Origin of the sequence: Empedobacter tilapiae (assembly GCF_004785645.1) — a bacterium.
GTDB lineage: Bacteria > Bacteroidota > Bacteroidia > Flavobacteriales > Weeksellaceae > Empedobacter > Empedobacter tilapiae.
The window spans coordinates 49,022-64,444 of record NZ_SRPE01000014.1 but is presented as its reverse complement, the minus strand read 5'-3'; the positions used below and the strand labels follow the sequence as shown (position 1 = coordinate 64,444).

The window sequence follows — 15,423 nt, the reverse complement described above, 5'->3', positions numbered from 1 at the left end:
GGTCTAAATTTTCATTAACAACCAATACCAAGCGCCATTTACATCACCTTGTTCCAAAAGTTTTGCAGCAACTTGATGACGTACTTCAGCAGATTTAAACTTCTGAATATCTAATCGTTGTGTTAGTTGTTCTTTAAAATTAAGAATCATTTCTTCTGTTGGCAATTTCTCTACATTTCCCAATTGACCTAAATTGTTTCCTGATAAATAGTTCGAATTTTTCACTTCATCAGGAAGTTGGTCTATTCCTAAGCCGATAGTACGTGTAGGTTTTTCAACTTCGAAGATAGACTCTGGAATAACACGACAGTAATAATCGCCTCCCATACGTGCCACTAGATCTAAATCATAAGGAGAAACTTTGTTGTTTTCATCTAACAAATCTTCGTGAATATGTAAGCGAACCACTTCTGCAATCACTAAATTTGCTGCTCCAGGTTGATCTGTAATAGAAATCACTTCACGTACCTTACATTCTAGCTGAACAGGCGATTCGGCTACACGAGGAGGTTTTACTAATTCTGAAGGAAGTTCTGTAAAGCCAGCTTTCACAAATTCATTTACACCTTTCGGGTATTCAACACTCGCCAATGATTGTTGTTGAACAATGTTATAATTCACAATATTAATTACACATTCAGGGTGTTCCCAAACATTTTCTAATGTATGTTTTGTTGATCCATCTCTCATTTTTCTTAATGGAGAAAAGACACAAATAGGAGGGTTTTGTCCCATCATATTAAAGAATGAAAAAGGACTTAAATTCACATTTCCATCTTTATCCATCGTACTTGCAAAGCAAATAGGACGAGGAGAAATGGCGTGTTTGAAAATATCATCAAATTGACTTGTATTTGGCTCAAAAGATTTTGTATGTTGCATAAATTGAGTTTATTGGTTATAAAGATGAACAGAATTTACTAATTTTCCTAATCCTGTTACAGACATTTCAATCGTATCATTTGGTTGTAACCATTGTTCTTGGTAAGAAGAGTCTTTGCGTTTTCCAGTTCCATTCAATTCAAGAAAGCAACCAGTGCCTACAGTTCCAGAACCGATAATATCACCTGGAAATAGTTTAACACCATAAGAAATACGTTCTATAATTTCCGCGAAAGTCCAATGCATATCCTTGAAATTTCCACGAGAAACTTCTACATTATTTACAGAGCATGTCATTTCTAGATCATAACAATTTCCGATATGATTTTCTTTAGGAGCAACTTTATAATTTTCAATTTCATTTGGTGTAACTAAATATGGACCAAACATAGAAGAAAAATCTTTTCCTTTTGCAGGACCAAGATTCAATTTCATTTCTTCCATTTGTAATGCACGTGCACTTAAATCATTCAAAACCATAAAACCTCCAATATATTCATCTGCATTTTCAGCTTTTATATTGATACCTTCTTTTTTGATAACAATAGCAATTTCAAGTTCGAAATCCATGCGATCAAAATGTTTTTCCATTGCATAGACTTTTCCAGGACCTTGAATGGCTTGATGATTAGAAAAATAGAATACAGGAAATTGATCAAATTCAGGAATCATATCCAATCCTCTATTCAAGCGAGAAGTTTCCACATGTTGACGAAATGCATATGCATCTCTAAAACTTGATGGATGAGGTATTGGAGCTAAGATTTGAGGTTCTTTTATAATAGCTTTTTTATATTCACCACGCGATATTTCGTTTGTGATCTGTTGACATATTAAAAGAGAGAACTCATCATCAGCCAAGATATCAATTAGAGTAGTGGGTAAGTTGTGATTAATTTTTGTCAAATCATAGATAGCATCTTGCCAAACAAGACCTACTTTTTCTTGTTGATTTTCTAAGAAAGTAACGAATTTCATTATTTGTTGTTTGAGAGGTGAAGATACGAAGATGATTTTAATGTTAAAATACTATTTATTAAATATGATGAACAGTATTATAAATTTATAATAATTAGCTTATGTAGTTTTATAAAAGGCTTTTATTTGTGTTACGTGAAACCGTAAAATATAAAAGTAATAAGGTATATATTTGTAAAAATTAACAATTTATGATCAAAAAAATTACTTTATTCTTATTTACTGTAGCGCTAATTAGTTGTAGTAATCCTTTGGATAAAAAATATTCTGAAGCAACATTAAAACAAGATGCAAAAGAATTAAAAGAATCTAATAAGATGTCTGATGAAGATTTGCAATTACTAGCAGGTTGGATTTTAAAATCTAAATTATCAGGAGAGTCATTAGATGATAAGACTTATAATGATATTCTAAAGGAAGCAAAAGCATATAAGGATGATCAAGAGAAACTTAAGCTTGAAGCAGAAAAAGCAGAAGCAGAAAAGGCTAAGAAAATGAGCGATGCTTTAACTGTTTCAATAACAGGAAAAAGTTTTTATAAAGGAGATTGGGAGTCATCAAATGTTTTAAAATATGCTGTTAAAAACAAATCTGATAAAACAATTGATGCATTAAAATTTAGTTTTAATATTTTTGATAAATTAGGTGACGAAGTTGGAGAGGGATTTCAGATGAGTTTAACAAATGACAAAATTGCGCCAAATCAAGTCTACTCAAATGAAGCTTATTATGATTACAATCAATTTATGGATCAAGATATTAAGATTAAAAATAGCAAATTCGAAGATCTAAAATTTGTAATTAAAATTGAAAAAGTTGTTTATACAGATGGTACTATTTTAGAATAATCTGTTATTTAAATTATTTTTTCAATTCATTCCATTTCAAATAGTGTTTTATTTGCTTGATATAATCATAGGGACGTAAAGAAGTAAATTGAAAAAAAGCATCAGAAAAATGACGTACATAGGAAAAGCCTCCTAACTCAGCTAAGTCTTTTACATACATTCTACTGCCACTATGTTGCCTTTATCTTGCCTCGATGTTGGGAGTATCCTGTCATTTGGAATTGTCTATGTTATACGGTTAACGTGATACGTTTTTTTCTTTCTTGCTGTCACATTTATTAAGTCGAAGAATAAGAAGAAAATCGTTTTAAAACGTCTAACTTCTCGATACAATTTTCTACATTACATTTCGAAAATCACTCGAAGTGACGGTATTTACTATCTTTTTGAATAGGGGCACTGAACCTCGGTTACTGAGAGTCTACTGAAGTATCGAAGTGAAGAACTGAATCCTTTAATTTTCTAACCACAATAGAAACATAGGTTTTATAAAGTTTTACGGACTTTGTCATTCTGAGCTTGTCGAAGAATCTTTATGTCACTTTTTTTATTCATTGAATATTTATTTTAATTATCGGTATTCATATGTCCTTAGGGGAAGCTTATCCAAAAAAAGATGAATAACAAGATTCCTCATTCCGTTATCACTCTTTTAGAATGACAGTCACCTATTATCTTCGATGTCTGCTGAATGAATCGAAGTGATCGAGAAATCTCTTTCTTTCATTTTTTAAGCGCAAAAAACGAAACAAAAAACGCTTGGCTGTAAACCTCTCTACTAAAAATATGTTATCATTTCACTAAAGATTTTAAAAACCCTACGGGCTAAAACCTTTTTAACGTTGCATTCAAACATTTTCTTAACGTGAGAGTTTTAATGCCGTTTTTCTAATTCAAGTTGATTATTAATAAAGGATTCTAAAGTTGATATACGATTTGCAGAGGAGCTTCAATCCATTGGATGAGAAACTGAAATTAATTCAGTTTGACAGATTACATCTTACATTTTTTCATCTCAATTTTAAAATCTAAAATACTTAATACATACTACTTTTTACGTAATACTTATTACATCGTACATCTAAAATCGTTTACATACATTCTACTGCCACTATGTTGCCTTTATCTTGCCTTGATGTTGGGAGTATCCTGCTACTACTTAGAGATGAAAATGTTGTTTACGTTTTTCTTTTTAATCGTCTTTGTTTAGATTGAATTTCAATTGTTTTATATATTCATAAGGGCGAAATGAAGTCAATTGAAAGAATACATTCGAAAATTGGCGAGAAGATGAAAAACCTACTAATTCTGCTAAATCACCAATTGAATGTTGATGATACTGATCTGAATCCATTAGGAGATGAAGAACATAATTTATTCGAAGTTGATTGATGTAATTTGAAAAATTAGTTCCTTTTTCTGAGTTAACAATCTTTGATAAATATGCAGAATTGGTTTTAAATGATTTTGCTAACTGAGCTAAGGTTAAAGTTTTTTGTACAAACAAGTGATTCATTTCAAAATCATTCAGCTGATTCAAGACATGATTTACAACTTCAGCAGGAATCTCAACAATAGAAGGATCTTTTATTTTCCTTTTATCTGTAGTAAGCTTTTTGAAAAAACGTTTGTAACCATACAATACCCCGATTGAACATAATATGATCACAAAACCTATCAAAATAGGGTAGATGGTGATTTTGAATTCAACATTTTTCTTCAACTCTAACAGTTCTTTTTCATCATATTCTTTTTGGAGAACGGGAGATAGCTTTACTGTATTTTGCTGAGTCAAATGATCTAGTTTTAGTAACTGATTGATATAATACAATTGATTTGGGTAATTACGATTATTTTCAGAATTATGGATTAAGGCATCGTAAGCAGCACGAACATCGCTATCTAAAAAATCATATTCATTAAAAAGTTGATCTATTTTTTCAAAATATATAATTGCTTTTTGTACTTCATTTATTGCCTCGTAAGATTTACCAATATAAAAATAAGCCAAACTAAGTGTATTAGAATCTTGTTGATCTTTTAAATAATCTAATTCATTTGTTAATATGACTATAGATTGTTGATACTCTTTTTCTAAATAAAATTGAACTCCTTTTAAATAGGTGAAATAATGAATAAAATAGTCGTTTTGCGAATCTTGACTCAATTTCAAACCGATATGATTAAGTTGATTAGCATCAGTGTATTTATGTTGAGCCTGTAAAATTTGAACGGAATAATATAAGCTATTTAAATAATAAGCATGATGATTTACATCCGAACTATTATTTTCAAAGTAAATAATACATTTCTGAAATAATAGTTCTGCTTCACTAAATTGTTTTAATTGAAATTTAATTAAAGCAACATTAAAAAGGACTTTATGTGTTAAATAGTTAGACGATTTTTTATTCAATTTCTTTTCAGCCCATAAATAATTCTTTAAAGCTGGTTGAAATTTCTTGAATTGATAATGAACCAATCCTTTCGAAAGAAAACTTTGAACAATCAAATCATTATTCCTTGTCTGTTGAGCAACAACTATCGCACTATCAGCATATTTTAATTTGGTTGCATAATCCTGTGAATAGTAAATAGCTTCTTTATAGCCATAGAATAAAGTTTCGTCATCATTACTAATCTTAGCCTTTAGGATATAAGCATTAATGTACTTCCAAACTTCGGGATTGTTCTTATCGGTTTGAAATGAATCAATTCTCTGAACCAGAAAATCATTTGTTTGTGTGCTTAGTAGATCAATTGCATAGACATTTTCGATGTTTAAAATAAGCCATAAAAATCCAATTAGAAGAGGTATAGATGTTTTCATAAGCATTGTTTTTTTAGATGAAAACAGTAGTAGATTTTTATGTAAGTTACTTATTTTAATTAAATTACGATTGTAAATTGTTACAAATCACTAATCGATTACTCTATGAAATGTATGAATTTATAAATTTCACACATTTATACAGCGTGGTAGGATATCTTTTTCATAGTAAATTAAAAAATTAACATTTGGTAATTTGTTGTTTATTAATAATATAAACGATTACAGGTGACACTTTTATAAAATCAACATAGTGTTTATGTTTTTGACGTGCTTCTTTATTGTTTTAATCATTATGCCTTCTAATTTTAAGCTAAGAATATAAATAATCCTAAAAAACACGACTATGAAAACAAAAACTTATTTATTCATTAGCATCATTAGTTTCCTATTTTATCAATGTATAGAGGAGGAGGAAGCTCCACAATTAAGATCAGATGGTTTATCTGTTGTAGAACAAAAACGCAAATCAGATTTACATATAGAATTGGATAGTATCGTTACTGCTGATTCTATTCAAGAAGAAGCTGATCCACCAAAAGATAAAGATCCTTACATCAAACGTACTGAAGAAGGAGGTGAGTAGTTCACTTTAAACCCTAAAACACATTAAGATGAGAAAATACGATCCATTTATACAAACACTCATCTGCTACCTATTTATTGTGTTGTTTATTTATGCGGCGGTAAGCAAGCTGATGGATTTTGAGAATTTTCAAATTCAATTGGCTCAATCACCATTGCTTAGTGTTTATGCAGGATTCATTTCTTATGCAGTTATTATTGCGGAAATAGTGATTGCATTACTGCTTTGTTATAAAAGATGGCGATTAATTGGGCTTTACGCTTCATTCGGATTAATGATAGCATTTACAGTCTATATTTATCTGATATTAAATTACAGCGATTTCATTCCATGTTCCTGTGGCGGTATTTTAGAAAAGATGGGATGGACAGAGCATTTAATTTTTAATGTAGTCTTTGTTGGTCTTTCCATCATTGCTATTATGATTACAAGAGAAAGTGTAAAACGAAAGCTTTTCTTGAAATTAATTGTAATTGGTATTTTGAGTGTGGGTTGTGTTGTTATTTTATTCTTGCAATCAGAAGCAAAGATGTCTAAACAGAATCCATTTATTCGAAAATATTTGAAAGATATTGTGATTGGTAAACATTCGTATAAGCTTAAAAATAATTCACACTATTTTATTGGTGTTACAAACAATAAGCTGTACTTAGGAAATCGATTTGCACCTCTTTATGTAACGGAAATAGATTTAGATAATTATCAATCTCGTGAGCTAATAATTAAAATCGATCAAGACGACTTTCCTTTTCGTACAGTTAAAATATTTATTTCATCTCCACATTTCTTTTTAGTAGATGGAACTGTTCCTGTAATCTTTAAAGGGGATATCAAAACATGGGAAGCTAAAGTATTATCAACAGATCCAACCCTTTATTTTTCGAAAGCTGTTATAAGTTCAACAGACGAGTTATTTGTCCGTAAGCAAGATTTTAAAACAAAGCAAAATATACTAGCACGATATAATTTAGCACCTTCTGTTCAACAATTTACCACTACATCAATATTAGGGGAAGCAACACAAGGGATTTTTGATACAGATGGTATTCCGTTGTTTGATTTACAACAAAATAAATTTCTATATGTATACTATTATCGAAACAATTATACAGTTGCGAATAAAAATTTAGATGTAATCACTAGATCTCATACAATAGACACCACCCGTTTAGCACCACTTAAAGTTATAACGAATCAGCAAAATCAGCAAAAATTATTAAATCCCAATAGTGTAGTAAACCGCTTAGCAGCAGTAGATAATGGACTATTGTATATAAATTCTACTAAAAAAGGACAATTTGAAGATAATCAAGTATGGAAACAAGCTTCAGCAGTAGATATATATGATTATCAAAAACAATTGTATAAAGGTAGTTTTTATCTCTATGATGTTAATCGTCAAAAAACAAATGAATTTATTATTAACAATAACAACTTATATGCAATTATAAAGAATCAACTGGTTGTATATACGCTTAATACGAAAATCATACAATAAACTATCGGCCGATAGCAGGAGGATAACCGAACACCTGTATAATATAGTAGGTTAAAACCAAAATAATTACAAAAAATGAAAAATTTAAAACTTCAAACAGTATTGCCTATTGCAGCATTTTTATTGGCTGGAATAGGAGCGTTTGCTACACAGCAAACAAAAAGCAACGAATCTATCAAAGATGCTGCTTTAATCGATGGATTTATTCGACATAGTTCGTCTACAGATTGTGAAGAAATTAAAGTTGATTGTACACCTGTATCTACAGATCAACTTTGTATGACAGAAGAAGCAACTCCACAGCAAGTTTGGCAAAAAAATGGTGTTGGTCAGTGTATTTTAGAATTATATAAACCAATTAATTAAAAATAGAGGTTCCGAAAGGAACCTCTTCTTATTTGTTGGTTATTTAATCCAACTACTTTTTGGTTCGTTTTTCAAATAAAAAGCAAACCATTGTTCTATTCTCCTTGTCAAATCTGTTTGATCTTCTTTACTTGTAACAAAATGTCTTGCTTCAGGATAGCGTAACATAACAATCTTTTTTTTGAGTTTTCTCAAAGCGGTATAAATTGTCAGAGTTTGTTCTGGAGGTACAGTAGTATCATTTTTACCTGTCCAACTCAATATTGGTGTTGTGATTCTACTTGCATGATACAAAGGAGAATTTTTTATATAAAGTTCGGGCGCTTCAAAAAAAGGCTTTTTTATTCTAAATTGAAAATTTTCATAGCGCCAGCTTTCTGTTTTTTCGTAAGGTTCATTCCAAAAATAGTCTTTTACCAAGTCAAATAAACTTGCTCCTGTAACAGCAGCACTAAATAAATCGGTTTGTGTAAGTATAAAATTGGTTTCATATCCTCCAAATGACTGTCCAATCAATCCTATTTTTCCTTTTTCAGTTACACCTCCATCAATTAGTTTGTTCAGAACTCCTACAACTGAATTTGTAGCAGATGCACCAGTAAAACCTTTATCATATACCATATCAGGAAGTACAACAATATAACCTTGTTGCGTAAGATTTGATACGTTAAATCCTATGTTGTTATACATCGATGGATTGTGGTATTCTTTTACTGTTTGTGACAAATTTTCGTAGACACGAACTATAGCAGGATATACATTTCCTTTCTTGTAATTCGGTGGATAAAATATAGCAGCTTTTAGTTTTTTTCCATCTACAGTTGTGTAATGCAATAATTCGGATGTTCCCCAATCATAAAGATAATGTTGTTTATTCGTTGCGAATAATTGTATTGGTTCACTTTTAATATCTTTTTTATACCACAATTCTGGTGGTAAATTATAGGCTTCTTTTAAGTAAATAAAATCTGTTGTTAACTTGGCTTGTTGCAACCTTGTATATAAAAAATCATTACTTGTCAATAGTAAATCAATTGTATGATTAGGCTTTAATATGGCATAAGATTTAATTCTTGTATTTAGATCGTTTATAACCAATCTGTTGTTCTTAGTTTCGTCAATAAGACGGATATCCGACGTGTTTTTTGATTTCGTCAATAACTCAAAACGAAAAACTTGCTGCGATTCTCTACCTTTTGTCAACTTAGTAGAAGCTAATGTTTTTACATTTATTTTCCATATATCATAGGTGTCATATAGATAGAGGTATTGTTTATCATTTGAGATTCCTGCAATTCCCCATGCAATTTGTTGATAACCTTCATCTAGTAATTTGTTATCCCATTCGGCATGTATGGAAGAAGTCAGATTTGTAGCTGTTTCAAGTTTTGTATTATACCACCACCAATTATTGTCATAGTAGTAAACAAAATCATCTGTTTGTCCTACATTTCCGAATAAATGAGTATTTGGATCAAATTCTTGAATAATTCTTTTCTTAACAGCTGTTTTCGAATCATAGAAATAAACATCATAATCGTTTATCAATTTATTATCTGTTGTGTTTTGATATGGGTTGTATAATAAGAGCTTATTACTATTCGATAAATAATGTATATTAGGTAATTCATCGTCTGTAATCTGTTTTACAGTATTTTCTACTCTATTCCAAACCCAAGTATAAGGGGTATAACCTCGTTCATCTCTCATTTTTCTAATTGGATAGATCAGCTGATCCGAACCATACCATATTTCTACGGAATCATTTGTTGTTCTGTTTACCAACTTCTTTTTGGCGTTGAAATAAATGAATTCAGCATTATCAGAAAGATACAATGTATTTGTTGTTTGATCGATTTCGTCTTCTATCAAATCAGTATTCATACAGTCTAAGTTTTTACTTTTTAGATCAAAATAACAAATGCTAGACAAGGCGTTTTCGTTTTGCGATAATATAACGACACCATTGTCGTTCCATTTAAAATTAATGTAAGAACCAGCTTCTTTATGTACTACCGCATTCGATGATAAAGGGCGAGAAAGATCTATGTATTCTAAAAAGACACTAGTATCAACTATTTTTTCATATACCATTCGATTTGTTTCATTATCAAAACTATAATTACGCGTATTTTCAATGGTTTTTATGCTATTACCTTTTATATCTCGCAAAACAATTCGTTGTGTATTGTTGTGTTTTTCTATGGAAATAAGAATATTCTTGTCCATTGAAACAACATATTTTTTTACATCAGGAATCTCAATATTTTCTAGCGTTTTCAAATTAAGTATAGAAAGATTGTTATTTTTTAACCATAGAAAAGAATTTTCTTTCATAAAAGCACCTTCTCTTATTCCGGAAATACTTATTTGTTGTTTCGTCAAGTTGTTAATCAAAAATACAGAATCTGTAGTTGCGTAAGACATACTAATAGTAGACCAATTCCCTTTTTCAGAAATTTGCGAACCAATGACTTTTCCCCATTTATCGTATTCAGATTCTTTTACTGTTCGGTGAGTAAGCTGTGCAAATACAGGCTTCATGTTAAATAAAAACAAGAGGTGTATCAATACAATAAGATGCTTCAATATAGTTGTTTTCATTAGTATCCAGTGTTTTGTGTTAAATTCGAATTCTTTAATATTTCTTGTTCAGGAATTGGCCATTGTTGGCAATAGCTTTTCCAATTTGATTTTGTTGGAGTTAGTACTTGATCGATTAGATTCAATCGTTTTAAATCAAAAAAACGATGCCCAAATTCACAGAAGAACTCATGCTGTCTTTCTAGTAAAATAGATTCTATAAATTCCTCATCAGTCAATGCGATATAAGCAGGTAAACCAGCTCTTGATCTAATTTTGTTTAGATCTTGTAAGGCACCTACTTTATTTTGTTGTTTTAGACGTGCCTCAGCTCGAATTAAAAATTGTTCTGCTAATCGAAAAACAACCGAGTTTTCTGTTGTTGAAGAAGAGTTTGTTCTTTGTTTGTATTTATAAGCATGTTTCCAAGTACTTGTACCGTTTGTAACTTCTCTTACCCAGTTTTTTTGACGAAGATCATTTGGTTCAAACTGCGTATTTACTTCAGTTAAAGCAATAGAAGTAGGAGGACCAGTTGCGACATAGTACGTACCACCTTCATACGCATAGTTACCAGCTTGCTTAGGAGATATTTGCCAAATAATCGATTTATTCTCTTTCAAAAACTCTTGATTAACATCTTGTTGCCATTCTATAGAAGGAGTATTGATTACTGTTGAAGCCCATTTTTCAGCATTTAACCAATTTCCTTTATACAATTCTACACGTGCTAGTAAAGCTTGTGCAGTTACTTGATTAGGACGATTACGTTGTAGTGTTATTTGTGAGGATAATAGCGGTATAGCTACTTCTAAATCTTGTGTAATTTGTTCATACACTTTTGCTTTCTCTAAACGAAAAACACTTTTGTTCAACTCATAATTCGTTGTTTTTATATAAGGAATATCGCCATAGGTATTCACTAAATAAAAATGGAGCAATGCTCTCACAAAAAGTGCTTCACCTATAAAACCATTTTTATCTGGTGTAGATAAGCCTTTACTATTTTGGCAACCTTCTATAATAGCATTTGCCATATAGATCTGATAATAGGTTTGCGACCAATATTGTAAGACCGTAGCGCTATTTGCCTGTAATGTATTATTATATAAATTTTGAGATTCTACTTGATTGATTTGATACGAATCCAATTCATCGGTATATAGACCAATAGAAACAGGAAAAGCACTCATTTGTCCACTTACAAAACCTTTTTCTCTCATATCTGCATATAGGTTAATAAGCGCAGCATTTGTTGTCTTTTTATCAGCAAAAACCAACTCACTATTGTATTGAGAAGTAGGAACATCAACATCCAAAAAGTCATTGCATCTAAAGAATAAGACGCTTATAACGACAGTTAAACTTAACGTATATATATTTTTCATTGTGCTAAATTTTATTATTCTTATCAGACTAAAAGTTTAATTTCATTCCCATTACTATGGTACGAAGAGGAGGGAGAAATCGGTTGTACTTAAATTCGGGATCACCACCTTTATAAGGCGTTATAGTAAATAGATTTTGTCCTTGTAGAAAGATTTGAGGTTTCAAGAAATGATCTTTTAAAGGGATATCATAGGTAATCGAAATGTTTTTCAATCGTATGTAAGAAGCATCCACAATAGAAAGCGTACTACTTCGCATTAAATTATAATTAGCTGCTATTTGCGAATTTTTAGTACTATATGGTTGCATAGGTATACCATAGTCTACTAACTGATTGGTCATTGTACCAGCTATGGCTGTTGGCAAATACAATTGTCGTTCTTGTTTTACGAACTGAAATAATACATCGAAACTCAACTGTTTGTACCGAATCTGATTGGCGACACCACCATAATAAGAAGGATTAAGATCAGTGAGTATAATTCGATCTTTCAGAGAAGTTATTTTACCATCTCCATCATAATCATAGAATTCATATTGGTTATTTGTAGGATTTATACCTGTGTATTGATAAAGTTTGATGCTGTTAATAGATCGACCGATAACATAAGTATTGGCGTAAGCAGAGCTTTCAAGGTCTGGATATGAAAGTAATTTGTTCCGATTAAAAGATAAATTAACCTCTGTTGTCCACTTCCAATTATTAGTCGTTATATTTTTGGAACCTAGTGTAAATTCCCATCCTTTATTTTCTACTGTTGCAGGTAAATTTCCAGAAAAAGAAGAAAAACCAGTTGTAGTAGGTAGAGCAATACCGACCAATTGATTTCCTGATCTGTTTTGATAATAAGCCATAGAAAAATTAAGATGATCATGTAGAAAACCTAATTCTAGCGCAACTTCTAATTTACGATTCGTTTCCCAATGATAATTGGGATTATACAAACGAATAGGACTTAATCCAACTGTCCCATTATATGGATTGGATGTTGTTTGATAATTATCTAAATATTGATAATCTCCAATATTATCACTTCCTGTAATTCCATAGCTACCACGCAATTTTCCAAAACTCAACCATCTATTGTTTTTTATAAAATCCTCTTTTGTGAATAGCCAAGCCGCACCAATTGCACCAAAATTAGAATATCTATTCTGAGGACTAAAACGACTCGAGCCATCTCGTCTAGCTGTTACGTTAAGTATATATTTATCTTGTAAGATGTAATTCAATCGCCCATAAAAAGCTTGATAACGGTAATTTGTTTTTTCATCTAAGCCTATTAATTGTAAAGCAGCAGTAGACAAAGACAATAACATTTCATTGGAAGGGAAATCAGCGGCAGTTAAATACAGCCTATCAGTGGTTTGATCCTGAAAAGTTGCACCTATAAGAAAAGAAAAACGATGTTGATTCCATTTCTTATCCCAACTTAGTTGAGGTTCTATAATCCATGAAGAACGATTAGTTTGATTAGATTCTACACTTGATGATTCACTACCTTGCCCAGAAGAAGGATTATACATAGTCGACGGAAAAGTTCTCAACTCGCGGCTATGCAATTGGGTAAAGCCTAAATTGGTTTTAAAAGTTAATTCAGGTAAAATAGTATAACTCAACATCATATTGGCCGTTAGATTATCTATTTTTGATAGAAATTTAGACTCTAAACTTGCAAATGGATTGGTCCATGTATTATTTGCCCAATTCAATTGTCCATTTTCATCATATAAAGCAGGTGCATTGGGTGCTAATTCTCTTGCAACGGTTGTTAAATCAGTAGAAGGTTGATTGTTATTTTGATTGCTATAATTACCCGTAAATAAGAGATTAAACTTTTTATCCTTGTAGTTTAAAACCAAATGAACAGCATTTTTCAAATATTTAAATGATCCTGGATAAACAGTAGTTTCTTCGTGATGTGTACCATTCACGGTATAATTAAAAGCGGTGTTACCACCACTTATAGAAGTTTGTATCGTGTTATATTCTGCTGTACCTCCAATTAATTCTTTTTGCCAATCGGTAGATCGGTTTATATCCCATGTCCCGTTTATATCATAAGCATTTGTAGGATAAGTAGAAATACCATCATAGGCATAAGCCTGTCTACGCATATCAAGATATTGTTTGGTATTCATCAATTTCAATGGGCGTGTAATTTTTCCTAACCCCATCGATGTCCGAATACTTACCTGTGTAGCACCTATTTTCCCCTGTTTGGTAGTAACGAGTACCACACCATTTGCTCCACGCGAACCATATATAGCAGTAGCATCAGCATCTTTCAGTACTTCTATACTTTCTATATCAGCAGGATTAATCGTAGATAACGGACTTGTAAAAGAAGGTCTGTTTCCAGAGGTAGATGTGCCTCCAATAGGATCCGAAGAGTAGGGGATGCCATCTATAATGAATAAAGGTTGATTGGCATCGGGTCTTAAACTGTTCTGTCCTCGTATTTTTATCTGAAATCCGCCTCCAGAACCACCACTTTCTTGAGTTATTTCTACTCCTGCCATCCGCCCTTGTAGCGTTGCTAAAAAATTATCTACGGGCTGATTCTCTATTTCCTTAGCCGTTACACGTGCTATAGACCCCGTACGTTCTTTATCTTTTACAGCATAGTACCCTGCATTTATCACCACATCTTTTAGCTGAATCCTGTGATCTTCTTTTGTGAAACTTACATTTATCACACTTCTATTCAATACCTCTTCTTCTCGAATAGGGAAGTCCAATTGCTCGAAAATTAGTTTAGCATCATCATGCTGTAAGGTCAACGAATAGTATCCATTCGCATCAGTTTGCACACTATTCTGTGTACCTTCTTCTGTTACCACCACACCAGAGAGCAAATGGTTATGATCTTTCACCGTTCCAGTCACGGTTTTTCCTGTTTGTGCGAATAGGGGTGTAGCACAAACCAATCCCAATAGCACACTTATTGTATGTCTATTGAGTTTAAAGTAAAATATTTTCATAATTTTACATAAGTTTTTTAAAATTCAACATTAGTTTTAAAAGCCACTCCTTTTCCAGTACATCGCGCCAACTTTGTTTTTGGGAAAGGGGTTTTTTGTTATGTTTTACGTTCTACGCTTAACGTTTTACGTATTTTTCTTACTTACTGTCACATTGAGTGATTTTCGTTTCATAGAAAAAGAAAATAGTATCGAAATGTCTTTTCTTTATCATTCTTTTTTTAATATTCAAATTCACTATTTAACAATGAATTTTGTCATTCTGAGCCTGTCGAAGAATCTCTTCTTTTTCATTTTTTGAGCGCAAAAAACGAAACAAAAAACGCTTGGCTGTAAACCTCTCTACTAAAAATGTTCTCATTCCACTAAAGATTTTAAAAACCCTACGGGCTAAAACCTTTTTAACGTTACATTCAAATATTTTCTTAACGTGAGAGTTTTAATGCCGGTTTTTCATCCTTTTTTCAATACTCAAATC

11 protein-coding genes are annotated in these 15,423 nt (G+C 31.5%); 4 read left to right on the top strand and 7 right to left on the bottom strand.

The genetic code is table 11. From position 1 onward, the window contains the following. Positions 1 to 3: 3 nt before the first annotated feature. Complete coding sequence (locus tag E4J94_RS16055; RefSeq protein ID WP_135836802.1) at positions 4 to 882, bottom strand: flavin reductase family protein; 879 nt, start codon at positions 880 to 882, stop codon at positions 4 to 6. Between the two features lie 9 nt (positions 883 to 891). Further along, positions 892 to 1,860: a fumarylacetoacetate hydrolase family protein gene (locus E4J94_RS16050; protein WP_135836801.1), complete on the bottom strand. Its 969-nt coding sequence runs from the start codon at positions 1,858 to 1,860 to the stop codon at positions 892 to 894. 191 nt (positions 1,861 to 2,051) lie between these two features. Between E4J94_RS16050 and E4J94_RS16045 the strand changes: the two genes are divergently transcribed. Continuing rightward, the gene (locus E4J94_RS16045) at positions 2,052 to 2,708 is read left to right on the top strand and encodes a hypothetical protein (RefSeq protein WP_135836800.1); all 657 of its coding nucleotides are present in this window, start codon (positions 2,052 to 2,054) and stop codon (positions 2,706 to 2,708) included. A gap of 13 nt (positions 2,709 to 2,721) precedes the next feature. On the opposite strand, the gene E4J94_RS17745 is transcribed toward E4J94_RS16045, so the two are convergent. Together E4J94_RS17745 and E4J94_RS16040 are read right to left on the bottom strand one after the other, a co-directional pair. Beyond that, a complete protein-coding gene (locus tag E4J94_RS17745; RefSeq protein ID WP_136527206.1) occupies positions 2,722 to 2,868 on the bottom strand; it encodes an AraC family transcriptional regulator in 147 nt (48 codons plus the stop codon). Positions 2,869 to 3,900: 1,032 nt separating this feature from the next. After that, positions 3,901 to 5,538: a helix-turn-helix domain-containing protein gene (locus E4J94_RS16040; RefSeq protein ID WP_168801900.1), complete on the bottom strand. Its 1,638-nt coding sequence runs from the start codon at positions 5,536 to 5,538 to the stop codon at positions 3,901 to 3,903. A gap of 346 nt (positions 5,539 to 5,884) precedes the next feature. On the opposite strand from E4J94_RS16040, the gene E4J94_RS16035 reads away from it, so the two are divergent. The 3 genes from E4J94_RS16035 (at position 5,885) to E4J94_RS16025 (ending at position 7,988) form a co-directional block, all read left to right on the top strand. After that, on the top strand, positions 5,885 to 6,124 hold the full coding sequence (locus E4J94_RS16035) for a hypothetical protein (protein WP_135836798.1): 240 nt from the start codon (positions 5,885 to 5,887) through the stop codon (positions 6,122 to 6,124). A 28-nt stretch (positions 6,125 to 6,152) separates the two neighbouring features. After that, positions 6,153 to 7,622: a DoxX family protein gene (locus E4J94_RS16030; RefSeq protein WP_135836797.1), complete on the top strand. Its 1,470-nt coding sequence runs from the start codon at positions 6,153 to 6,155 to the stop codon at positions 7,620 to 7,622. Between the two features lie 75 nt (positions 7,623 to 7,697). Then, entirely contained in the window at positions 7,698 to 7,988 is a 291-nt protein-coding gene (locus E4J94_RS16025) for a DUF6520 family protein (protein WP_135836796.1), read from the top strand. 39 nt (positions 7,989 to 8,027) lie between these two features. On the opposite strand, the gene E4J94_RS16020 is transcribed toward E4J94_RS16025, so the two are convergent. Genes E4J94_RS16020 through E4J94_RS16010 form a run of 3 tightly spaced genes read right to left on the bottom strand, consistent with a single transcriptional unit; the run spans position 8,028 to position 14,945 of the window. After that, on the bottom strand, positions 8,028 to 10,532 hold the full coding sequence (locus E4J94_RS16020; protein WP_168801899.1) for an alpha/beta hydrolase family protein: 2,505 nt from the start codon (positions 10,530 to 10,532) through the stop codon (positions 8,028 to 8,030). A gap of 59 nt (positions 10,533 to 10,591) precedes the next feature. After that, entirely contained in the window at positions 10,592 to 11,959 is a 1,368-nt protein-coding gene (locus tag E4J94_RS16015) for a RagB/SusD family nutrient uptake outer membrane protein (protein WP_135836794.1), read from the bottom strand. A gap of 28 nt (positions 11,960 to 11,987) precedes the next feature. Next, positions 11,988 to 14,945 carry a SusC/RagA family TonB-linked outer membrane protein gene (locus E4J94_RS16010; protein WP_246034357.1) on the bottom strand — a complete coding sequence of 986 codons (2,958 nt, stop codon included), beginning with the start codon at positions 14,943 to 14,945 and terminating at the stop codon, positions 11,988 to 11,990. Between the last annotated feature and the right edge of the window lie 478 nt (positions 14,946 to 15,423).

Excerpts from the sequence above, each read along its gene's own strand:
- E4J94_RS16055 (WP_135836802.1), bottom strand. The coding sequence starts at position 882 with ATGCAACATACAAAATCTTTTGAGCCAAATACAAGTCAATTTGATGAT.
- E4J94_RS16050 (WP_135836801.1), bottom strand. The coding sequence starts at position 1,860 with ATGAAATTCGTTACTTTCTTAGAAAATCAACAAGAAAAAGTAGGTCTT.
- E4J94_RS16045 (WP_135836800.1), top strand. The coding sequence starts at position 2,052 with ATGATCAAAAAAATTACTTTATTCTTATTTACTGTAGCGCTAATTAGT.
- E4J94_RS17745 (WP_136527206.1), bottom strand. The coding sequence starts at position 2,868 with ATGTATGTAAAAGACTTAGCTGAGTTAGGAGGCTTTTCCTATGTACGT.
- E4J94_RS16040 (WP_168801900.1), bottom strand. The coding sequence starts at position 5,538 with ATGAAAACATCTATACCTCTTCTAATTGGATTTTTATGGCTTATTTTA.
- E4J94_RS16035 (WP_135836798.1), top strand. The coding sequence starts at position 5,885 with ATGAAAACAAAAACTTATTTATTCATTAGCATCATTAGTTTCCTATTT.
- E4J94_RS16030 (WP_135836797.1), top strand. The coding sequence starts at position 6,153 with ATGAGAAAATACGATCCATTTATACAAACACTCATCTGCTACCTATTT.
- E4J94_RS16025 (WP_135836796.1), top strand. The coding sequence starts at position 7,698 with ATGAAAAATTTAAAACTTCAAACAGTATTGCCTATTGCAGCATTTTTA.
- E4J94_RS16020 (WP_168801899.1), bottom strand. The coding sequence starts at position 10,532 with ATGAAGCCTGTATTTGCACAGCTTACTCACCGAACAGTAAAAGAATCT.
- E4J94_RS16015 (WP_135836794.1), bottom strand. The coding sequence starts at position 11,959 with ATGAAAAATATATATACGTTAAGTTTAACTGTCGTTATAAGCGTCTTA.
- E4J94_RS16010 (WP_246034357.1), bottom strand. The coding sequence starts at position 14,945 with ATGAAAATATTTTACTTTAAACTCAATAGACATACAATAAGTGTGCTA.